Source organism: Streptomyces sp. NPDC012794 (assembly GCF_042901085.1).
Taxonomy (GTDB): Bacteria; Actinomycetota; Actinomycetes; order Streptomycetales; family Streptomycetaceae; genus Streptomyces.
On record NZ_JBIBCI010000010.1, the window covers coordinates 243,394 to 264,720 of the forward strand.

The following is a 21,327-nucleotide window of genomic DNA, read 5'->3' on the forward strand; positions in this document are numbered from 1 at the left end:
GCCCTTTTCCGTCCCATTCATCCCTTGTGAAGGGTTTTCCGAGCATGAGCACGAGCACGAGCATGAACACGGCCACCGCTTCCACGGCCCTGCGCACCCTGATCGGGCTGGACGGGCGGCCGCCCCGGCTGGCCGATTCCGTCCTGGTGATGATCGACTTCCAGAACACCTACCGCACGGGCGTGATGGCCCTGGACGGCGCCGAGGAGGCGCTCGCGGCGGGAGCCCGGCTGCTGGAGCGCGCCCGCGCCGCCGGCGCCCCGGTCGTCCACATCGTCAACGACGGCGGCGAGGGCACCCCGTACGACATCCGGGCGCACATCGGCGCCATCAGCGACGAGGTCGCCCCGGCCGAGGGTGAGCCGGTGGTGGTCAAGCGCTTCCCGAACGCCTTCCACGCCACCGGACTGGAGGAGACCCTGAGCGGTCTCGGCTTCGGTGCGGGCAGCGGCAAGGACCTGGTGCTGGCCGGGTTCATGACGCACATGTGCGTCACCTTCACCGCCGAGGGGGCCTTCAACCTGGGCTACCGGCCCACGGTGGTCGCCGGGGCCACCGCCACCCGCGCCCTGGCCGCGCCGGACGGCACCGTCGTGCCCGCCGAGGCCCTCCAGGCGGCCGCGCTGGCCACGGTCACCGACCTCTTCGGCCTGGTGATCCCCGGGGAGGACGATCTTCTGTAGCGATCGCTAGTTAAATCGGATTGGTTTCTTTCTGTAGCGACCGCTACCGAATGAAACGGGGGACCCTCATGTCCGGAGCCACAGCCACCACCCGGGCCCGCTACGCCCGCACCGTCCGCACCGAGAGCGGGGGCCCGGGCCTGCTGCTGGCCCACGGGGCGGGCGGATCGGTCGAGGGCAACTTCGGGCCGCTGCTGGACGCGCTCGCCGCCCGGCACAGCGTCGTCGGCGTCGACTATCCCGGCGCCGGGGACACCCCGAAGGCCGAGGGGCCGCTGCGGCTCGACGAGCTGGCCGACCAGCTGGTGGCCGCCGCCGACGCCGAAGGGCTGGAGCGGTTCGCGGTACTCGGCTACTCCCTTGGCGGGAACGTGGCCGTCAGGGTCGCCACCCGGTACCCCGAGCGGGTCACCGCGCTCGTGCTCACCGCGAGCTTCGCGCGGGCCGGCCACGGCTTCGGGCTGGTCGGGGAGATGTGGGCCGAGCTGGGCCGGCGCGGGGAGAACGAGCTGCTCGCGCGGCTCCTCGTACCGCTCGTGCTCAGTGAGGAGCAGCTGGAGGCGCTGAGCCCCGAGCAGCTGGAGGACCTCGTGCGGGGGACCGCGGCCACGGTGACGCCCGGGGGCGGGGATCAGGCCGCGCTCATCAAGGGCGCGGACCTGCGCGCGGAACTCGCGGGGATCGGCGTACCGGTCCTGGTCGTCGAGACGACCGGGGACAGGCTCGTACCGCCCGCCTTCCAGCGGGAGCTGGCGGACGCCCTGCCGGGCGCGCGGCGCGCGGAACTGCCCACCGGGCACCTGCCGTTCGCCGAGCGCCCGGGGCAATGGGCGTCCCTGGTGACGGAGTTCCTCAGCGAGCGTCCGGCGCGCTGAGGAAGGCCAGGCGGGCCGGCTTCGCCGGGAGGTGGACCTCGGGCAGGTCGATCTCCGGCAGTACGACCTCGGGCCCGAGCACGAAGCCGGTCCGCTCCAGCAGGCCGATGGCCTTGGCGTTGCGGGCGTCCGGTTCGGCGACGACGCGGCGGGTGGCGGGGTCGGAGAACACGTACGCGATGAAGGCCGTCATCAGGGCCCCGGTGAAACCGTGCCGGACCGGGCCCTGGCTTGGGGCGATCAGCAGGTGCACGCCGACGTCCCCCGGCCGGACCTCGTAGCACTCGCCGACCCGGTCCTCGGCGCACTCGTACGTCTGGAAGAGGGCGACCGGCTCGCCGTCGCGGGCGACCATGAACGCGTGGTGGGTGGTGCGGCGGTCGACGTCCTCGTAGATCTCCTGCACCAGTTCGCGGCTGGCGCCGCCCATGCCCCAGAAGCGCGCCCGCTCCTCGGTGACCCAGCCGTGGATCAGCGCGGAGTCGGCGGCGGGGTCGACGGGGGTGATGGTGACCGTCCCGAAGCCCTCGACGTGCCGGGTGTGGACGGGCTGACGGGTGGAGGCGGGGGCGGAGCCGGTGTTCATGCGGATTCCTTGGTGAGGCGGGCCCAGTCGGTGACGACGGGTACGAGTTCGCAGCTCGCCCAGAGGGGCAGCTGGTCGCGGTGGTGGGGGGAGCCGGGGACGCCGTCCGCGCCCAGCGGGACCGCCCAGAGGCTGTCTTCGCGGCGTGCCAGGTCCCAGACGTAGCGGGCGGCCGAGGCGCGGGCGGCGCGGTCGGTGTGACCGGGCACGGAGGACGTGGCGTTGACGCAGTCGTGGTCGCCGCCCAGGCCCGGCCACTCGGCGTCCGGATCCGGCAGCGCCGACCAGGGGGCGAGGACGTGGAGTCGGCCCCAGGGGGACCCGGGGACGGCGGCGGCCGTCTCCTCCAGGGCCGCGCGCACGTGCGCGGCGCGATCGAGCCCGGGGAGGAGGGGGGTGGTCAGCAGCCCCTCCAGGGCGTAGCCGACGCGGGGCAGGAGGTACAGCCAGGGGTGGAAGACCTCCGGTCCGGCGGGGGCGGGTGCCAGGCCGGCGAAGACGGGGTCGGCGGTGAAACGGCGTACGGTCGCGCTGCGGAAGGCCGCGAAGACGGCGGCGTCGGTGCTGTCGGCCTCCATGTGCCGGTCCCAGGCGAGGAGCCGTTCGCGGAGCCGGCGGGCCGCGGGGGAGAGCCCGTCCAGGTCGGGCAGCAGCGCGAGCAGCGGTGCGGCGGAGGCGAGGTACGTGTCACCGTGCACGTCGGCCATGGCCTTCGGGGACCAGTCCGCCGAGCCGCTGAGCAGCTCCCGGATGCGGTCGGCGCGGTGCGGCGGCGCGAACTCCACGCCGAGGGGGGACGCGATCCCGCGCGCGTTCGCCATCACGGCGAAGCCCTGTACCGGTTCGGCGGGGGTGGGCGCCCAGCCCCGCCAGGCGTGGCGGGCGTCCCAGGCGGGCACGGGCCGGAGCCGGTTGGCGCCGTCGCGCAAGGGCACGGCTCCCGCGACGCGGTGCAGCAGGCCGCCCTCGGAGTCGGCGGCGTGGACGACGTTGACCGGCTCGGCCCAGCCGTCGAGGGCGCGGTCGACGTCGGCGACGGTGCGGGCGCGCAGCAGGGCGGGCAGTGCGGCGAAGCCCAGGTCACGTCGGACGCGGGGCGGGTAGCGCAGGGAGAGGGCGTCGGCGCCCCCGGGGACGAGGCCGGTGGCGTCCTCGCGGACGACGACCGGCCCGCGCGCGGTCTCCAGGACCTCCACCTCGACGTCGGCGGCGCCGGCCACGGAGATGGTCTCGGTGTGGCGGGCGACCGGCTCCCAGGTGCCGTCGGGGCCCAGCGCCTCCAGGCCGTCGCCGGCGGGCCGCAGTCGTTCGGCGTAGAGGTCCTGGTAGTCGGCCATGGCGTTGGTGATGGCCCAGGCGACGCTGCCGGTGTGGCCGAAGTGGGCGAGGCCGGGCACGCCGGGGACGGCCAGGCCGAGCACGTCGTACTCGGGGCAGGAGATACGTATCTGCTGGTAGACGCCCGGGTCCTCGATGAACCGGTGCGGGTCGCCCGCGATGATCGCCGCACCCGTGGCGGTCCGGTCGCCTGGTACCAGCCAGCCGTTGCTGCCGGCGGTGCCGGGTCCGTCGGTCGCGAAGAGGGTGGCGGCGTCGTCGCCGAGGACGCGGGCGACGCGTTCGCGCCAGAGCTTGGTGGCGAATCCCGCGAAGAGGACGTGGGTGGCGATCCAGACGGACAGCGGGACCCAGGGCTCCCAGGGGGCCGGGGTGTGGCCGGTGCGGGCGAAGCGGTCGTCGCGGGCGGCGCCCTCGGCGAGACCGGAGTTGACGCCGTCGACGTAGGCGCCGAGCCAGGCGGCGGTCCCGGGGTCGAGTGCCTCGTGGCAGCGCCGTGCGGTGTCGTCGAGGCGGGCCTGGCGGGCGAAGCGGTCCCAGGCGACGCAGTCGGCGCCGAGGAACGCGGCGCTGGAGCCCTGTGCGCGGTGGCGCTCGACCTCCAGCTGCCAGGCACGGTCGAGGGCGGTGACGCGGCCCTGTGCGTAGGAGAGGCGGATCGGGTCGGAGGCCCGCAGGTGCGGGATGCCCCAGCTGTCGCGGTAGACCTCGTGGGCCTCTGTAGTCACACTGCTCACACTCTTCCCCGAGTTCCTTAGGTTAGGCTGTCCTAACTATAAGGGTGCGGGGAAGGGGACGGGCATGGCGGTCGGCAAGGGCTGGGAGGGCGTGGTCCTCAAACTGCTGCGCGGCAAGGACTTCACCTTCACGGTGACGGGGGTGGAAGACGTCACCGAGCACTTCCGCCGGGTCCGCTTCGGCGACGGCGGGCTTCTGGCGGCCGTCGGCGACTCCCTGCACCCGACCATGTGGGTCCGGGTCTGGTTCCAGGGCGGCAGCCGTCCGCACCAGCGGGCCTACACGCTGGTCGACCCCGACCCGGCCACCGGCACCTTCGCCTTCGAATTCGCCCTGCACGACGGGCTGGCCAGCCGGTGGGCGCGCTCGGCCGCACCGGGGGACACCCTGGAGGCGACCGTCCAGGGCACCGGCTTCACGGCGCCGGACCCCGAGCCGGAGCGGCTGCTGGTGATCGGTGACCCGGCCTCCCTCCCGGCCGTCAACTCCCTGCTGGACGCCTACCCGCACACCCCGGCCACCATCTGGTTCGAGACCCAGCACGCCTCCGACGCGCAGCTGCCCGTACGCGCCGACGCGGGCCGGCACGACGTCCGGCGGGTGGCGCGGGGCGGTTCGGCGCTGGCCGAGCGGGTGCGGGCCGAACTCCCGCAGCTGCTGGGCCCGGACCCGGCCTCCGCGTACGTCTGGCTGGCCTGCGACGCGGCGACCACCCGGAGCCTGACGGCGTACCTCAGGAAGGACCTGGGCCTGCCGAAGCAGCGCGTGAACGGCCTGGGGTACTGGCGCGCGGACTGAAGCCCGCGGGGCTACGCCCCGACCGTGCCGCCGACTACGCCCCGACCGTGCCGTCGACGGCCTCGCGGAGGAAATCGGCGTGGCCGTTGTGGCGGGCGTACTCGTGGATCATGTGCAGCATCACCAGGCGCAGGGAGGCCTCCTGCTCCCACTTGATGACGTACGCCCTTTCCTCCAGGGACTCGGCGGCCGCCTCGACGGCACGGGAGTGTTCCACCTCCGCCTCCCAGGCGGCGAACGCCTCGGCGCGGGTGGCCCCTTCGGCGTCGTACGCCGCCTGGAAGTCGTGGTCGTCGGACCACAGGTGGGGGACGTCCGCGCCCCCGATCGTGCGCCGGAACCAGTGGCGTTCCACCTCGGCCATGTGCCGGACCAGGCCCAGCAGCGACAGGGTGGAGGGCGGCGACGCCCGGCGGCGCAGCTCCTCGTCGCCGAGGCCCTCGCACTTCAGGGCGAGGGTGGCCCGGTGGTAGTCGAGGTAGGCGCGCAGGGTCTCGCGCTCCCCGCCGGTCAGGGGCGGCCCGACGCGTTCCGTGTTCGGCATGCACTGATCTTCCCCGCCGCCGGGCCCGCACGGAAGGGCCGCCCGGCGGCGGAAGCCCCCGGAGGCGCCCCGGGTTCGGGGCGGAGGCGGCGCGCGGCCGGATCAGGCTCCGTCGCCCCGCCACACGTACGGGGTCGTCACGCCGACGACGCCGAAGCCCAGGCGTTCCAAGATCGGACGGCTGTCGTCCGAGGCGTCCACCTGGAGGTAGGGGATGTTCCGGGCCGCCGCCACACGGGCGCGGTGGGCCACCAGGAGGCGGTAGATGCCGCGGCCGCGCCATCGCGGGTCCGTGCCGCCGCCCCACAGGCCGGCGAAGGCGCCGTCCGGCCGCATTTCCATCCGGGCCGCGCTGACCGGGACGTCCCCGGCCATCGCCACCACGGCCTCGATGGTGTCCGGCTCGTCCCGCAGCCGGCTGAGCACCTGCTCACGGATCCGGGGCCGCTCGGTGCCGAAGGCCCGGTGGTGGACCTCCATCATCAGGTCCACCCCGGCCTCGTCCGTCACCACCCGCAGGGTGATCCCGTCGGGCGGCTCCACCGGCATGGCGGCGAGATCGGCCGTCCGCCCCACCAGCAGGGTCTCCGGCGCCTCCGGTACGAACCCCGCCGCGAGCAGCCGGTCCCCGAGGTCCGCCGGGCGGTCGTGGGAGTACAGCTTCCACTCGAACTCCGGTCCGCCGCCGTCCTCGCCGCGCGCCCCGAAGTGCGCCACCTGCGCCGCGATCTCGGCGTCCGCCGTGTCCTCGTCGAGGTCCGACCAGAGCACGCCGTTCCAGCCGAGCCCGGGCACGGTCTGGCGTACGACCGCGCCCACCCGCTCCACCCGCGCGTGGGCGGCGTCGGGCCGCGCGTCGCGCCGCATCTGCGCGTCGTAGCGGTCGCGCACCGCCGAAAGTTCATCGGGGTTCATCTTCATGGGATGAGCTGACCAGTGTCGGGGCGGGCGTACAACTGCATTAACCTCGGCCCGTGAACGACGACTCCGCCATCTACACCGGCAAGGCCACCCCCGACGCCGCAGCCGACCGGGGCTGGCTCCTCGGCCACTTCAAGAGCGCCGGCGATCCCCGCCACAGCGAGGACGTCGAGATCAAGTGGGGGGTCCATCCCAAAGGGGAGGAACGCGAGCGGTGGGTGACCGGCGAGCGGCGCACCGCCCTCCAGGTGCTGATCAGCGGCCGGTTCCGGCTGGAGTTCCCCGGCCGCACCGTGGTCCTCGCCGAGCAGGGGGACTACGTGGTCTGGGGCCGCGGGGTCGACCACTCCTGGTACGCCGAGGAGGACACGGTGGTCCTCACCGTGCGCTGGCCCTCGCTCCCCGGCTACCGGGCAGATGAGCCGTCCGCCCCGGAGCGCCGGTGACCGAGGTCCCGCATCTCCCCCCAAGCCTGTGACGATGCACACGAAACCAGCCGACGATCACGAAAGGCTGGAATCGTGTCGATCGAGGTGTATACCACCCTGGCCGCGACGGGACTTCGCGGCCGAACCTTCACAAGTTCACGAGTTCATGAGTTCTTTGCGCCGGGCTGCCTCCCGCTGAAGATCCGAACCACCAGGGAGCACGTCCGTTGGCAGCAATCGCACGGTGGTGCCTGCGGCACCGACTGGTCACCGTCCTGATCTGGCTGCTCGCCCTCGGTGGGACCGCCGCGGCGGCCGGGGCCGCCGGAACCGCGTTCTCCAACGACTACGAGGTCCCGGGCACGGAGTCCGCCAAGGCCCACGCCCTGCTGCGCGAGGGCTTCCGCGACCAGGGCGGCGACACCGACACCATCGTGTGGCGGGCCCCTGACCACCGGACGGCACGCACCCCGGACGTGGAGCAGCGCATGACCCGGGCCCTGGACGCCGTCGCCGCCCTGCCCGGAGTGGCCTCGGTCGCGAGCCCCTACGCACCGGGCCCCCCCGGCGCCGCGCAGATCAGCCGCGACGGACGCACCGCCTACGCGGTGGTCACCTTCGACCGGCAGGCCGACTCCGTACCCCGGGCCCAGGCCAAGGCCGTCGTCGACACCGCGAAGAACGCGACCACCCAGGCGGACGGGCTCCAGGTCGAACTCGGCGGCCGCGCCATCGGCCTGACCGAGGCGCCCAGCGCCCACCTCGCCGAGGTCATCGGCGTGGGCATCGCCGCCGTCGTCCTCTTCCTCGCCTTCGGCTCCCTCGCCGCGAGCCTGCTGCCCCTCGCGACCGCACTCGTCAGCGTCGGCAGCGCCTACTTCGGCATCACCCTGCTCGGGCACGCCATGCCCGTCGCCGACTTCGCCCCCATGCTGGGCACCCTCGTCGGCCTCGGCGTCGGCATCGACTACGCCCTGTTCATCGTCACCCGGCACCGCAAGGGCCTGGCGCGCGGGCTCACCGTCGAGGAAGCCGCCGCCGGCGCCGTCGCCACCACGGGCCGTGCCGTCGTCTTCGCCGGGGCCACCGTCTGCATCGCGCTGCTCGGCATGCTGGTGCTGCGGCTGAACTTCCTCGACGGGGTCGCCATCGCCGCGTCCCTCACCGTCACCCTGACGGTGGCCGCCTCCGTCACCCTGCTGCCCGCCCTCCTCTCGTACATCGGCATGCGGGCCCTCTCGCGCCGCGAACGGCGCCGGCTCGCCGCCGACGGACCCCGGCCACAGCCGCCCACCGGGTTCGCCGCCCGCTGGTCCGCCTTCGTGGAGCGCCACCCCAAACTGCTCGGAGCGGTCGCGACCCTGGTGATGGCGGTGCTGGCGCTGCCGACCCTCTCGCTCCACCTCGGCACCTCCGACCAGGGCAACAACCCGGCCGCCTCCACCACCCGCAAGGCCTACGACCTGCTCGCGGACGGGTTCGGGCCCGGTACGAACGGCCCGCTCAGCGTCGTCGCCCGGCTCGACGGCGCCGGGGACCGCATAGCCGTCGAGCGGCTGACGGAAACCCTGCGCACCACCGAAGGAGTCGCCTCCGCCGGCCCGGCCGTCTTCAACCGCAGCGGGGACACCGCCGTCCTCACCGTCATACCGGACTCCGCCCCGCAAGCCCGCGCCACGAGCGAGCTGGTCGACACCCTGCGCCGGGACGTCATCCCGCGCGCGGGGCACGGCAGCACCATGGAGGCCCACGTCGGCGGGGTCACCGCCGGCTACGACGACTTCGCCGAGGTGATCGTCGGCAAGCTGCCGCTCTTCGTCGGGGTGGTCATCGCCCTCGGGTGCGTCCTGCTGCTGCTCGCCTTCCGGTCCGTCGGCATCCCGCTCAAGGCCGCCGCCATGAACGTCGCCGCCGTCGCCTCCTCCTTCGGCGTCGTCGTGGTGGTCTTCCAGTGGGGCTGGGGGAGCGAACCGCTGGGCCTGGGCAGCGCCGGGCCGATCGAGCCCTTCCTGCCGGTGATCATGGTGTCGGTGCTCTTCGGCCTGTCCATGGACTACCAGGTCTTCCTGGTCAGCCGGATGTACGAGGAGTGGCTGGAGACCGGCGACAACCGGCGGGCCGTCCGTGTCGGCCTCGCCGAGACCAGCCGGGTGATCAACTCGGCGGCCGTCATCATGATCTCCGTCTTCCTGGCCTTCGTGCTCAGCGGCGACCGGCTCATCGCGATGTTCGGCATCGCGCTCGCCGCCGCCGTAGCGCTCGACGCCTTCGTCCTGCGCACTCTGCTCGTCCCGGCGCTCATGCACATGCTCGGCGGCGCCAACTGGTGGATCCCCGCATGGCTGGACCGCCGGCTGCCCCGCATCAGCATCGAGCCGCCGGAACGCGCCACTCCCCGTGCGACACTTCCGTCGCAGCGGCCGGAAGCGGACCACGCCGAACCGGCCCGCACGCCCCGCTGACCGGTCACGAGCCGTAAGGAAGCACAGATGTTCGCGAGAGAACTGGCCGACGACGCCCAGCTGTTCCCGCTGGAGGTGTGGCACGCCGAGGAGTTCCTGGCGCACATGGACCGGGGCCGCGAGTTCATCGGCCGGTACATCGGGCTGCCGGACCGCGTCACCGACCTCGCCTCGGCGCGGCACCTGCTCGGCTCCAAGGCGGAGGAGGCCGCCAGGGACGGCGCCCGGCTCTACGGCATCCGCGTCGGCGGCACCCTCGTCGGCGGCGTCCTCTTCCGGGAATTCGACGCCGCCGCCGGCAACTGCGAGGTCGGCTGCTGGCTGGAGCCCGCGGCGGCCGGCCGGGGCCTGGTCGGCAAGGCCTGCCGGGTCCTGATCGACTGGGCCTTCGACGTGCGCGGCATGCACCGCGTGGAATGGCACGTGGCCTCCGGCAACGAGAAGAGCATCGCCCTCGCCGAACGCCTCGGACTGACCCGCGACGGCGTCATGCGGCAGAACCACCTCCACCGCGGCGTCCGCCAGGACACCGAGGTCTGGGCCGTCCTCGCCCACGAGTGGGCCGCCGCCCGCCCGACCTAGCCGCGGCCCACCACCGGCGCAGCGTCCGCCGCCCTCTCAGGAACCTCTCAGAAACGCCGCCTACGGTGCCCGGCATGGACACCACCAAGACCCCCGCCCCCGCCGCCCCCGACGCGGACGCCGCCGAGGACAAGGCCCCCGGTACCCCGGACGAGGCCGCCACCGCCGGGACGGCGGCCGCCGGCCTCGACGGCGCCCCGGCCGGCACCGCCGAGGACGCCGAGGACGCGGACGCCGACGACACCGGGGAGGACGCCCCCGAGCGGAGCACCGGCGTAGGGGCCGCCGCATCCGCCGTCGTCGCCGCCGGTCTGGGCCTCGTCGCCCTCAGCGGCAGCTGGGTGTCCCGCGTCGCGGCCGAGCGCCAGACGCTCATCGGCCAGATCGAATCGGTCAGCGCGACCACCGCCAAGGAGAAGATCGCCGCCCTGTACGGCGACGCCTGGCACATGACCGCCGTCGTCAACGGTGTCCTTTCCACCCTCGCCCTCCTCCTCGCCGTCATGGTCCTCGCCGGCCCGGCCTTCGGCGCCCCCGGCCGGGTCCACCCCGCGTGGGTCCGCTCCGTCTCCTGGGCCGCCGTCGCCCTGGGGCTCATCGGGGTCCTGCTCTTCGGCCTCATGTACTTCGACCTGCTCTTCCCGCTCCCCACGGCCGCCCAGTAGGCACCGCCTTACGGGATCTCCCCCCGGTCTTAGGCCGCCCCAGGCCTCCTCAGGGACACCGGGCCCCGGTCTAAGGACCCCGGCCCCCAGGAGATGCGGCATGCGCCCCATGTGCCGCACCCCTCTGGGACGCGATTCTCGGATCACACCGCACGAGGTGCCCGAGAAGAGCAACCAGGGAGACGAGATGTTCGAGTACGAGATCGCCACCGCCCGCCGAGCCGACCTCATCCGCGAGGCCGACCGTTACCGGATCGCCCAGGAGGCCAAGAAGGCCTCCCGTGCCTCCTCTCGGAGCCAGGAATCCGAAAGGCCGGTGAGTCGGCACCGCAGTCTCTTCACCCGCGCCGCCTGACCCGCGCCGCGGGCCCGCCCGGACTGACCCGAGATGACGAGCGCACCGATAACGACTGCCACCGGACCGGACCCGTGTGCGATGCTCGGCGGCGTGGAGACCAGATCTGTCAGCCCGGTGTTCGTCGGCCGAGCCGACGAACTGGCCGTACTCGTCGACGCCCTGGCGCGTGCCGCCGGCCAGGAGCCGCAGGCCCTGCTCATCGGGGGAGAGGCCGGGGTCGGCAAGACCCGCCTGACCGAGGAGTTCCTCACGGAGGCCGCCCGCCGCGGGGCCGTGGTGGCCGTCGGCGGCTGTGTGGAGATCGGGGCGGAGGGACTTCCCTTCGCCCCTTTCTCCACCGCTCTGCGCACCCTCCTGCGCCTGCTCCCCGACGAACTGGCCGAAGCGGCCGCCGGCCAGGAGGACGAACTCGCCCGCATCCTCCCCGAACTCGGCGAGACCCCCCGGGGCCCCCACGACGAGGAGAGCACCGCCCGGCTCTTCGAACTGACCGCCAGGATGCTGGAACGGCTCGCGGCCGACCGCACCGTCGTCCTCGTCCTGGAAGACCTGCACTGGGCGGACACCTCCACCCGGCACCTCCTCGCCTACCTCTTCCGCACCCTCGGCCGGGGCCGGCTCGTCCTCGTCGCGACCTACCGCGCCGACGACATCCACCGCCGCCACCCGCTGCGCCCGCTCCTCGCCGAACTCGACCGGCTCCGCACCGTCCACCGCATCGAACTGCCCCGCTTCAACCGGGCCGAGGTGCGCCGCCAGCTCGCCGGGATCCTCGCCTCGCAGCCGGAGGAGGCCTTCGTCGACTCCGTCTTCGACCGCTCCGACGGCAACGCCTTCTTCGTCGAGGAACTCGTCGCCTCCCGGGAGAGCGGCTGCCGCACCGGGCTCACCGAATCCCTGCGCGACCTCCTGCTCGTCCGCGTCGAGGTACTGCCCGACGCCGCCCAGCGTGTGGTGCGCATCGTCGCCGAGGGCGGCTCCACCGTCGAGTACGCCCTGCTGCGCGCCGTGGTCCGGCTCGGCGAGGACGAACTGATCGAGGCCCTGCGGGCCGCCGTCGGCGCCAACATCCTCCTCGCCACCACCGACGGCGACGGCTACCGCTTCCGCCACTCGCTGGTCCGCGAGGCCGTCAGCGACGACCTGCTGCCCGGCGAGCGCGCCCGCGTCAACCGCCGCTACGCCGAGGCCATGGAGGCCGACGGATCGCTGGTCCGCGCCGAGGAACGGGTCATCCGCCTGGCCAACTACTGGTACGCCGCCAACGACCCCGCCAAGGCGCTGCCCGCCGTCCTCGCCGCCTCCGTCACCGCCCGCCGCCGGCACGCCTACTCCGAGCAGCTCAGCCTGCTGGAGCGGGCCATGGACCTGTGGGACAGCGTCCCCGACGAAGTACGCGCCGACCTGCGCCCCGCGGACTACACCGAGGTGTACCCGCCCTGCGGCTGCGACCCGGCCACGACCCCGCTCCAGCGGCTCGACCTGCTCGCCGAGGCCACCGTCGCCGCCCGCTTCGGCGGTGACCGCGAACGGGCCCTGAAGCTCACCAAGCTGGCCCTGCGCACCCTCGAGGAGGACCGCGACGACCCGCTGCGCGCCGCCTGGTTCTGGACCGAGCGCTCCCGCCTCGTCGCCAACCTCGGCCGGGGCGACGGCTGGCAGGAGATAGCCAGGGCCCAGGAACTGGTCAAGGGGCTGCCCCCGTCCCAGGTGCACGCCGACGTCCTCGTCCGGGCCGCGGGCTGGGGCATGCTCCACAACCCCGGCCCCGGCAATCTCGCCGCGGCCGAACGGGCCGTGGAATACGCCCGCATGATCGGCGCCGAGGAGACCGAGCTCAACGCCCGGATCACCTACGGCTGCCTGCTCACCGACTCCGGCGACGGTGCCACCGGCCTCGCCGAACTCCACGCGGTCAAGGACCGCGCCACCGAACTCGGGTTCACCGTGGTCGCGGGTCGCGCGCACGTCAACATCACCTCTCAACTCGAAGCCATGGGCCGGTCCCGCGAAGCGGTGGAACTGGCCGAACAAGGGGTCGAACTCGTCAGCAGGTCCCGGCTCCTGGACACCGAGGCCTGGGTCTGCGGGAACATGGCGGAAAGCCTGTACAGCCTCGGCCGCTGGGACGAGGCCGCCGAGGCCGCCCGCCGCACCCTGCGCGTCGGACAGAGCGCCGCCCCCCGCGGCTCCGCCTCCGCGCGCCTGGCCTACCTGGCCCTGGCCCGCGGAGAACTCGCCGAGGCCGCACAGCAACTCGCCGCCGCGCAGACCCACTTCGGCACCCACGACAGCCAACCCCAGCACCGGCTCCCGCTCTACCGGCTCGCCATCGGTCTGGCCGACGGAGAGGGCCGGATAGACGGCGTCCGCGCCGAGACCGCGGACGCCGTCGCCCACGGCTTCCCGCTGGGCCACCACCGCTACGCCTGGCCCCTGCTGCTGGCCTCCGCCTCCGCCGAGGCCGACGCCCGGGGCCTGCCGGCGGCCGACGCCGGCAGGGGCGCCGCCCTGGAGGTGCTGCGCACCGCCGCCCGGACCCTGGCCACCCCGGTGCCCCTGTGGACCGCGCACGCCGAGTACCTGCGGGCCGAGCTGCTCCGCGCCGAGGCCCGCGACACCGTCGCCGACTGGACCGCCGTCGAGGCGGCCGTACGCCCGCTCCAGCGCCCGTACCTGCTCGCCCGGGCCCGCCACCGGCTCGCCGAGGCCCTGCTGGTCTCCGGCGGGGACCGCGAGACGGCCGCCGACCTGCTGCGCGACGCCCACGCCGCCGCCGACGGGCTCGGTGCCCGACGGCTCCGCGAGGACCTGGCCCTGCTCGCACAGCGCGCCCGGCTCCCGCTGACCGCCGAGGAGTCCCGGCCGGCCGCACCGGCCCCGGACGCCGATCCCATCGAGGCCCTGGGCCTGACCAGCCGCGAGCGGGACGTCCTGCGCCTCGTCGCGGCGGGCGGCACCAACCGCCGGATCGCGGAGGAGCTCTTCATCTCCCCGAAGACGGCCAGCGTGCACGTCTCGAACATCCTGGCCAAGCTCGGCGTCGCGAGCCGGGGCGAGGCCGCGGCACTCGCCCACCGGCTGCGCCTCTTCGCGGCCCCCCTCGCCCCGGTGGCCCCGCCGGGGCCCCTCTAGACCCGGTTGGCCTCGTCGGCTCCGTCGGTCCCGTCGGCGCCAGGGTCCCGGACCGCCTCGGCGGCGGGGCGTATGAGCACCTTGCCGGAGTCGAGGTCTATGGGCCCCCGTCCCGGATCGCCGTCACCGACGTCGGTCCGGGACAGCTCCAGCCGCTTCTTCTCCTCGTCCGTGTGCTTGCGTCCCGGGTTGAACAGCTCCTCGATCATGTTGAACACGCGTCCACCCTGCCTTCCGCCCCTTCCGGAGCCGTTCAGGTCACCGCACCGTCAGTGTCAGGATCCTGTCGTCGCCCGCTTCCGGCGAGCCGCGCCCGTCCGTCTCGCTCGTCACCAGCAGCAAGCCGTCCCCGCCGAGGGGTACCACCGTGCGCAGCCGGCCGTACTTCCCCTGGAGGAAGGCCTCAGGCTCCGCAGCCGGGGCAGCCCCCTTCAGCGGGATCCGCCACAGCCGCTCGCCCTTCAGTCCGGCCATCCAGATCGAGCCCTCCGCCCAGGCGATCCCGCTCGGCGAGGCCTCGTCCGGCTTCCACACCGCCACCGGATCACGGAACCCGGGCTTGCCCGCCTTCCCCTCCGCCTCCGGCCAGCCGTAGTTGCCACCCGGCTCGATGAGGTTCAGCTCGTCCCAGGTCCGCTGGCCGAACTCGGCCGCCCACAACCGCTTGTCCTTGTCCCAGGCGAGGCCCTGCACATTGCGGTGCCCGTACGAGTAGACGACGGAGCCGGCTTCCGGATTGCCCTGCGCCGGCTGCCCGTCCGGGGTCATCCGCAGGATCTTCCCGCCCGGCGATTTCCGGTCCTGCGCCAGCGACGTGTCCCCGGTCTCCCCCGTGCCCGCGTAGAGCATCCGGTCCGGGCCGAAGGCGATCCGCCCGCCGTTGTGGATCAGCCCCTTGGGGATGCCCCGGAACACCGTGTCCGGCGCGCCCAGCTGTTGCCCGGCCGGTCTCTGCTCGTCGTACCGCATCCGGGCGATGCGGTTGTCGGACTCGGTCGTGAAGTACGCGTAGACCATCCGGTCCGAGGCGAAGGACGGGGACACGGCCAGACCCAGCAGTCCGCCCTCCCCGCCCGGGGCGACCCCGGGGACCTCCCCGATCCGCGTCACCGCACCCGTGTCCGTCCGCACCCGGCTGATGGTGCCCTTGTCCCGGGAGGCGACCAGCAGGTCCCCGCCGGGCAGCGGGGCCACGCCCCAGGGGGTGTCCAGGCCCTTGGCCGCCTCTCCCGACACCGTCACCGACCCCTTCGCCGGCGGCCCCGACGCCTCCGGCCGGCCCGAGGCCCCCGAGGACGCCGCTCCCGTCGGCGGCGAGCCCGGTGGCGAACCGCCCGGCCCGGCCCGTTCGCCGTCCGGCGGGGAGCAGCCCGCCGCCAGCAGGGCACCGCACCCCGCCAGTGCGAGCGCCGCCAGCACGCCCCGGCGCCGCGCGGGCCCACCCCCGTGCCCCGGCGCCGCCCCCGGGCCCCGCGTCCCGTCCTCGTGAAACCGCCCGTACCGCATGGTCCCGCTCCCCTCCGGCCGTCCTCAGCCGTCCGTCCCAGCCTCGTGTCCTCCAGTCCTGCCCTTCACATGACTCAACAGACCGGGCCGCTCCCGAAGTTCCATCCCTCGTACACCCGATCGAGTGGATGTGGGGAAGCCGGAGAGATCCGGAGTCGCCCGCTGGGAGGTACCCCCAGACCCGCGACGCCTGGCACGGCACCTCGCCGCGTTGTCGGCACAGCCGAGTACGTCCAGTACGCGCGCTGTGCCTCCGCCTTGCGAGGCACCGCACCAGACGCCGCGGGCTTGACCGGCAAGACCCGAAAGAGACGACCTAGTCCCAGGCTCCCACCGCCGCCGGCAGCCCCGCTATCTCGGCCAGCTCCCCCGCCGTGAGGCGTACCTCGGCCGCCGCGGCGTTCTCCGCCGCCCACCGCGCCCGCTCCGCCCCCGGCACCGGCACCACGTGCGGTCCCTGCGCCAGCACCCAGGCCAGCGCCACCTGCGCCGCCGTGACCCCGGGCCCCCGCCGCCGGGCCACCCGCCGCAGCCCCGCCACCAGCACCTGGTTGGAGGCCATCGCGTGCGCCGTGAACCGAGGGTGCCGCGCACGCACGTCCGCGTCCTCGAAACCCTGCCCCGGCGTCAGCGTCCCGGTCAGGAATCCGCTGCCCAGCGGCATCGCCGCCAGCAGCCCCACCCCCCGCGCCGCACACCACGGCAGCAGCTGCCACGCCGCCTCCGGCGACCACACGGACAGCTCCGCCTGCACCGCCGTCACCGGGAACACCTGCTGCGCCCGCTCCAGCTGCCGCACGGTCGTGCGGTACCCCCGGTCCCCCCGGCGCCCCGCACCCGGCCCGGCCCCCGCACCCAGCGCGCAGAACCCCAGCGCCCGTACCTTGCCGGCGCCCACCAGCTCCGCCATGGCTCCCCAGGTCTCCTCCACGGGCACCTCCGGATCCACCCGGTGCAGCTGGTAGAGGTCTATGACGTCGGTCCGCAGCCGCCGCAGCGAGGCGTCGCACGCCCGCCGCACGTACCCCGGCCGCCCGTCGGCCACCACGTGCCCCTCACCCGCCCGCAGCCCCACCTTGGCGGAGACGAAGGCCTCGGCCCGCCGCTCCCGCAGCACCCGGCCCAGCACCAGCTCGTTGGTGAACGGCCCGTACAGATCGGCCGTGTCCAGCAGGTTCGCCCCCAGGTCCAGCGCCGTGTGCAGGGTGCGCAGCGATTCCTCGCCCCGCCGGCGCGAAGGCGCGTAGGCCCAGCTCATCGGCATGCAGCCGAGCCCTATGGCTCCCACCGTCAGCGGTCCCGACCCGATCGACCTGCGCTCCACCCCTGCGTCCCCCTTCCGGCCCGGTCCCGGTCCGGCCCTCAAACTAACGGCTTGATCCAGTTCCCTTCGCATAGCCTCGCGATCATGACTGTGACGACCGGGGACGTCTGGCTCCCCTTCCCGCCCGGACAGATCGACGGCCTCCCCGACTACTTCCGCTACCGCCAGTGGGACGGAGAGGACACCTTTCCGGCCGATCCGGCCGACTGCGTCTTCTACGTCACCCCGTACATGAAGTCCCAGGAGGTGACCCTGCGTCCGCTCGCGGCGATGCCCGGCCTGCGCGTGGTGCAGACCCTCACCGCCGGCATCGACCACGTCCTGCCCGGCCTCGGCGACCTCCGCCCGGGCGTCCGGCTGTGCAACGCCCGCGGCGTCCACGAGGCCAGCACCGCCGAGCTCGCCCTCACCCTCACCCTCGCCTCCCTGCGAGGCATCCCCGGCATGGTGCGCGGGCAGGACCGGGAGGAGTGGCGCGGCGGCTTCTACGCCGCCCTCGCGGACCGGTCCGTCCTGATCGTCGGCTACGGGGCGATCGGCGAGGCCGTCGAGGACCGGCTCGTCCCCTTCGAGTGCGGCCGGATCACGCGCGTCGCCCGCTCGGCCCGCACCGCCCCGCACGGCCCGGTCCACGCCCTCGCCGACCTCCCCGCCCTCCTGCCCGAGGCGGACGTAGTGGTGCTGACCACCCCGCTGACCGAGGACACCCGGGGCCTCGCCGGCACCGCCTTCCTCGGGCGGATGAAGGACGGCGCCCTCCTGGTGAACGTCTCGCGGGGGCCGGTCGTCGACACCGCCGCCCTGCTGGCGGAGCTGGAGTCCGGCCGGCTGCGCGCCGCCCTCGACGTCACGGACCCCGAGCCGCTGCCCGCGGGCCACCCCCTCTGGCACGCCCCCAACGTACTGATCACCCCCCATGTGGGCGGCAGCAGCTCGGCGTTCGAGCCCAGGGCGAAGCGGCTCGTGGCCCGCCAGCTCACCCGGTTCGCCGCCGGGGAGGAAGTCGGCAACACCGTGCTGATCAAGGACTGAGGCGGGTGCGCCCCCGCCCCGGAAGCAGCGCGCGCGCAGGTCCGGCGGCAGGGCGGCGGCCATCCCGACGCGACCGGTGGCCACGACCCCCCTCATGGTAACTGAGCGTAGAGAAGCTATGTCGCTGAGTGACGAAAGTGGTGTATCGTCCGGAACAAGGGGCTGCGCCACGTACGTCTGGCGCTGGGGAGTGATCGGACACTTTGGGGGGCGACGGGCGATGCACGGCCAATGGACGAAGGATCCGATGCGGCAGAGCCGCCGGAGGCGGCGCCGCCGGCACTGGGTTGCGCCAGAACCGTCCGGCGAGGGGCACCGGTGAGCGCCCAGGGGGCGGCGCTCCTGACCCGGTCGCCGGTCACGGGCGGCGGCCGGAGCATCGCGGCGCAACTCCTCCTCGCACTCGTGAGCGGCGGCTACGCCGTCGGGGCCGCCCTCGGCTGGGGGTCGGACGAACTCGCCAAGATCATGGGCGACTTCGGGCTCAGCGCCGCCGGATTACTGGCCGCGTTCTCCTGCTACCACTACGCCCGCGCGATCGACCGGCGTGAGCGCCCCGCCTGGCTGATGTTCGCCTTCTCCTCGCTCATGGGCGGCCTGGGGAACGCGGTCTGGGGCTGGTACGAGGTGGTCCTCGACCAGAAGCTCCCCGAGCCCTCGATCGCCGACTTCGCCTTCCTCTGCTTCGCACCGCCCGCCATCGTGGGCCTGCTCGTCCTGGCCAAACGCCCGGTCACCCGCGCCGGTTGGGTCTGCCTCGGCCTCGACTCCTGGCTCATCGGCGGCTCCCTGCTGACCCTCTCCTGGAGCCTGGCCCTCGCCAACGCCGCCCGCACCGCCCAGTCGGGCGCCCCCGGCAACGTGCTGCGCGCCGCGCTCTCGCTCGCGTACCCGCTCCTCGACATCGCGCTGGTCTCGATGGTCCTGGTGCTGCACTTCCGGCGCTCGGCGAACAACCGCTCGGCGGTCAACACGGCGATCGCGGCCCTCGCCCTGACCGTCCTGAGCGACGCGCTGTTCACCTCGCCGCTGCTCAACACCACGTACAGCTCCGGGGAAATCCTCGACGCCGGCTGGTTCGCGGGCTCGCTGCTGCTCGCGTACGCCCCCTGGGGCGCCCGCCGGCCCGAACCGGCGCCGCGTCCCTCGCCGCCGCGCCACGACCGGCCCCACAGCCGTCCCATCACCGGCTCGCTGCCCGCCCTCACCCCGTACCTCGCGGCCGCCGTCTGCACCCTTGGCATCCTGGCCAACGTCGTGGACGGCCGGAAGGTCGACCGGATGGTGGTCTTCACCGGCTGCACCGTCGTCCTCGCCCTCGTCATCCGGCAGGGCATCATGCTCCTCGACAACATCGCGCTCACCCAGGAACTGGCCCAGAAGGAGAACCACTTCCGATCCCTGGTCCAGGGCTCCAGCGACGTCATCATGATCGCCGCGCCCACCGGGACCCTGCGCTACGTCAGCCCAGCCGCCGCCGGGGTCTACGGCCGCGAGGCGGAGGAGCTGGTCGGCACGGAGCTCGCCGCCCTGATCCACCCCGAGGACCTCGGCCGGGTGGTCCACGAGGTACGCCGCTTCCTGGCCGCCCCGCCCGCCGAGGAGCCCACCACCCGCATCGAGTGCCGCTTCAGGTCGGGCGGCGGCGAGTGGCTGAACGTGGAGTCCACGGTCAACCGCCACCAGGGCGGCCTCATCCTCAACAGCCGCGACGTCACCGAGCGGGTCCGCCTCCAGGCCCAGCTCCAGCACAGCGCCGAGCACGACCCGCTGACCGACCTGCCCAACCGGGCCCTGTTCACCCGCCGGGTCCGCCAGGCCCTCACCGGCCGCCGGGCCGGCGACCACAGCACCGCCGTGCTCTTCATCGACCTCGACGGCTTCAAGGCCGTCAACGACACCATCGGCCACCAGGCCGGCGACGAGCTGCTCATCGAGGCCGCCCGCCGCCTCCAGGACGCCGTCCGGGCCGGGGACACCGCCGCCCGGCTCGGCGGCGACGAGTTCGCCGCGCTCATCCTCGGCGACGGCAGCCGCGACCGCAGTGCCCGCGAGTGCCAGGTCCACGACATCGCCGACCGGCTGCGCGCCACCCTCTCCCAGCCCTACCGCATCGCCGGGAGCGAGGTCCGGGTGGCCGCCAGCATCGGCGTCGCCTTCGCCGACCCCGGCATCACCCCCGCGGACCTCATGCGCAACGCGGACCTCGCGATGTACCGGGCCAAGGCGGGCGGCAAGGACCGGGTCGAGCTGTACGCGCCGCAGATGCAGGCCGAGATCGTCCGCAAGGCCGAGCTGGCCGGGCGGCTGCGCACCGCCCTGCACGACGGCGACTTCGCCCTGCTGCACCAGCCCGTGGTCTCCCTGGCCACCGGCGAGGTCACGGCGGTCGCCGCGCAGGCCCGCTGGCGTTCGGCCCAGGGGATCCTCTTCACCCCCGCCGAATTCCTCCGGGTGGCCGAGCACAGCGAGGGCGGCCCGGCCGCCGGGCCGGACGCCTCCCGCACGGCCGAACTGGGCCGATGGCTCCTCGAACAGGCGGTGGAGCAGGCCGCCGAGCGGCACCGGGCGGGGCACGGCGTACCAGTGGCCGTCCGGATGACCGCCCAGCGGCTGCTGGACCTCTCCGTGCCCGGGGGGAGCGTGGAGGCCCTCCTGAACCGCCACGGGCTGCCCTCCGGCGCCCTCGTGCTGGAACTGGCCGCCTCCGACCCCAGGGTGCCCTTCGACGAGCTTGAGCGCCGCCTGACGGCCCTGCACCGGCTCGGCGTACGGATCGCCCTCGACGGCTTCGGCAGCGGCTACGCGGCCATCAGCGCCCTGCGCCGCCTCCCGGTGGACCTGCTCAAACTCGACCGGGGGCTGGTCGAAGGCGTGGTCGAATCGGCCAGGCTGCACAAGATCACGGCTGGATTGTTGCGCATCGCAAACGACCTCGGCATGCAGTCCGTGGCCGACGGGGTGGACCACCCCGAGCAGGTGCTGGCCCTGCGGGCGATGGGGTGCACCCACGGCCAGGGCGCGGCCTTCTCCGGACCACTCGACGAATACAGGCTGCGCCGCTCGCTCGTGAGAGGTACGTTCCCAGTACCGGGCGGTACGGCCCAGCCGGCCTTGGCCGGAGGCTCGTCCGGTGGCTCGATGGTCATCCATAGGGGCTCACATAATGAGACGCCCGTCCCACCCGCTTGACATCCACCTCCCGCCGGAGGGAGGGTCAATGCCATGCGCACCCGAATTCTCGTACTTGGAAAGCGCGTCGGCTGAAGCTGGGGCCTGCATGTCCCCGCTCGACACCACCGACGCGCTCCCCTCGCTTGCCACCCGGCACGAGGGGTTTTTTGTTGCACTG

General features: G+C 73.9%; 18 protein-coding genes. 11 read left to right on the plus strand and 7 right to left on the minus strand.

Annotated elements, in window-relative coordinates; translation table 11 throughout:
- Nucleotides 1-62: 62 nt before the first annotated feature.
- Both ACFY7H_RS20735 and ACFY7H_RS20740 read left to right on the plus strand, forming a co-directional pair.
- The gene (locus tag ACFY7H_RS20735; protein ID WP_388940016.1) at nt 63-683 is read left to right on the plus strand and encodes a cysteine hydrolase family protein; all 621 of its coding nucleotides are present in this window, start codon (nt 63-65) and stop codon (nt 681-683) included.
- A gap of 68 nt (nt 684-751) precedes the next feature.
- On the plus strand, nt 752-1,558 hold the full coding sequence (locus ACFY7H_RS20740) for an alpha/beta fold hydrolase (RefSeq protein WP_388939922.1): 807 nt from the start codon (nt 752-754) through the stop codon (nt 1,556-1,558).
- Here the strand turns inward: ACFY7H_RS20740 and ACFY7H_RS20745 are convergent.
- Together ACFY7H_RS20745 and ACFY7H_RS20750 are read right to left on the minus strand one after the other, a co-directional pair.
- Nucleotides 1,536-2,144 carry a GNAT family N-acetyltransferase gene (locus tag ACFY7H_RS20745; RefSeq protein WP_388939924.1) on the minus strand — a complete coding sequence of 203 codons (609 nt, stop codon included), beginning with the start codon at nt 2,142-2,144 and terminating at the stop codon, nt 1,536-1,538. The genes ACFY7H_RS20740 and ACFY7H_RS20745 overlap by 23 nt on opposite strands.
- Nucleotides 2,141-4,210: a penicillin acylase family protein gene (locus tag ACFY7H_RS20750; protein ID WP_388939926.1), complete on the minus strand. Its 2,070-nt coding sequence runs from the start codon at nt 4,208-4,210 to the stop codon at nt 2,141-2,143. The genes ACFY7H_RS20745 and ACFY7H_RS20750 overlap by 4 nt, the downstream gene beginning before the upstream one ends.
- 73 nt (nt 4,211-4,283) lie before the next feature.
- Here ACFY7H_RS20750 and ACFY7H_RS20755 point away from each other — a divergent pair, with 73 nt between their 5' ends.
- Entirely contained in the window at nt 4,284-5,018 is a 735-nt protein-coding gene (locus ACFY7H_RS20755; protein ID WP_388939928.1) for a siderophore-interacting protein, read from the plus strand.
- A gap of 34 nt (nt 5,019-5,052) precedes the next feature.
- Here ACFY7H_RS20755 and ACFY7H_RS20760 read toward each other — a convergent pair whose 3' ends face one another.
- Both ACFY7H_RS20760 and ACFY7H_RS20765 read right to left on the minus strand, forming a co-directional pair.
- Nucleotides 5,053-5,562 carry a DinB family protein gene (locus ACFY7H_RS20760; RefSeq protein WP_388939930.1) on the minus strand — a complete coding sequence of 170 codons (510 nt, stop codon included), beginning with the start codon at nt 5,560-5,562 and terminating at the stop codon, nt 5,053-5,055.
- A 102-nt stretch (nt 5,563-5,664) separates the two neighbouring features.
- Nucleotides 5,665-6,477 (minus strand): GNAT family N-acetyltransferase, encoded by an 813-nt coding sequence (locus ACFY7H_RS20765; RefSeq protein WP_388940018.1) that lies wholly within the window; start codon nt 6,475-6,477, stop codon nt 5,665-5,667.
- 59 nt (nt 6,478-6,536) lie between these two features.
- On the opposite strand from ACFY7H_RS20765, the gene ACFY7H_RS20770 reads away from it, so the two are divergent.
- The 6 genes from ACFY7H_RS20770 to ACFY7H_RS20795 all read left to right on the plus strand — a co-directional run bounded on the left by ACFY7H_RS20770 (nt 6,537) and on the right by ACFY7H_RS20795 (nt 14,113).
- Complete coding sequence (locus ACFY7H_RS20770) at nt 6,537-6,929, plus strand: signal peptidase I (protein ID WP_388939932.1); 393 nt, start codon at nt 6,537-6,539, stop codon at nt 6,927-6,929.
- A 209-nt stretch (nt 6,930-7,138) separates the two neighbouring features.
- Nucleotides 7,139-9,373 (plus strand): MMPL family transporter, encoded by a 2,235-nt coding sequence (locus ACFY7H_RS20775; RefSeq protein ID WP_388939933.1) that lies wholly within the window; start codon nt 7,139-7,141, stop codon nt 9,371-9,373.
- A gap of 27 nt (nt 9,374-9,400) precedes the next feature.
- On the plus strand, nt 9,401-9,955 hold the full coding sequence (locus tag ACFY7H_RS20780) for a GNAT family N-acetyltransferase (RefSeq protein WP_388939935.1): 555 nt from the start codon (nt 9,401-9,403) through the stop codon (nt 9,953-9,955).
- 74 nt (nt 9,956-10,029) lie between these two features.
- The gene (locus ACFY7H_RS20785) at nt 10,030-10,620 is read left to right on the plus strand and encodes a hypothetical protein (RefSeq protein ID WP_388939937.1); all 591 of its coding nucleotides are present in this window, start codon (nt 10,030-10,032) and stop codon (nt 10,618-10,620) included.
- A 157-nt stretch (nt 10,621-10,777) separates the two neighbouring features.
- Nucleotides 10,778-10,975 (plus strand): hypothetical protein, encoded by a 198-nt coding sequence (locus ACFY7H_RS20790; RefSeq protein ID WP_388939938.1) that lies wholly within the window; start codon nt 10,778-10,780, stop codon nt 10,973-10,975.
- A gap of 81 nt (nt 10,976-11,056) precedes the next feature.
- The gene (locus ACFY7H_RS20795) at nt 11,057-14,113 is read left to right on the plus strand and encodes an AAA family ATPase (protein ID WP_388939940.1); all 3,057 of its coding nucleotides are present in this window, start codon (nt 11,057-11,059) and stop codon (nt 14,111-14,113) included.
- Here ACFY7H_RS20795 and ACFY7H_RS20800 read toward each other — a convergent pair.
- From ACFY7H_RS20800 to ACFY7H_RS20810, 3 genes are all read right to left on the minus strand, one after another.
- A complete protein-coding gene (locus ACFY7H_RS20800) occupies nt 14,110-14,322 on the minus strand; it encodes a DUF6191 domain-containing protein (protein WP_388940020.1) in 213 nt (70 codons plus the stop codon). The genes ACFY7H_RS20795 and ACFY7H_RS20800 overlap by 4 nt on opposite strands.
- Nucleotides 14,323-14,371: 49 nt before the next feature.
- Entirely contained in the window at nt 14,372-15,619 is a 1,248-nt protein-coding gene (locus ACFY7H_RS20805) for a PQQ-dependent sugar dehydrogenase (RefSeq protein WP_388939942.1), read from the minus strand.
- Nucleotides 15,620-15,935: 316 nt separating this feature from the next.
- Entirely contained in the window at nt 15,936-16,943 is a 1,008-nt protein-coding gene (locus tag ACFY7H_RS20810; protein ID WP_388939943.1) for an aldo/keto reductase, read from the minus strand.
- Nucleotides 16,944-17,027: 84 nt separating this feature from the next.
- On the opposite strand from ACFY7H_RS20810, the gene ACFY7H_RS20815 reads away from it, so the two are divergent.
- The gene (locus tag ACFY7H_RS20815; RefSeq protein WP_388939945.1) at nt 17,028-17,975 is read left to right on the plus strand and encodes a 2-hydroxyacid dehydrogenase; all 948 of its coding nucleotides are present in this window, start codon (nt 17,028-17,030) and stop codon (nt 17,973-17,975) included.
- A gap of 318 nt (nt 17,976-18,293) precedes the next feature.
- The gene (locus ACFY7H_RS20820) at nt 18,294-21,167 is read left to right on the plus strand and encodes a putative bifunctional diguanylate cyclase/phosphodiesterase (RefSeq protein ID WP_388939946.1); all 2,874 of its coding nucleotides are present in this window, start codon (nt 18,294-18,296) and stop codon (nt 21,165-21,167) included.
- The last annotated feature ends 160 nt before the right edge of the window (nt 21,168-21,327 follow it).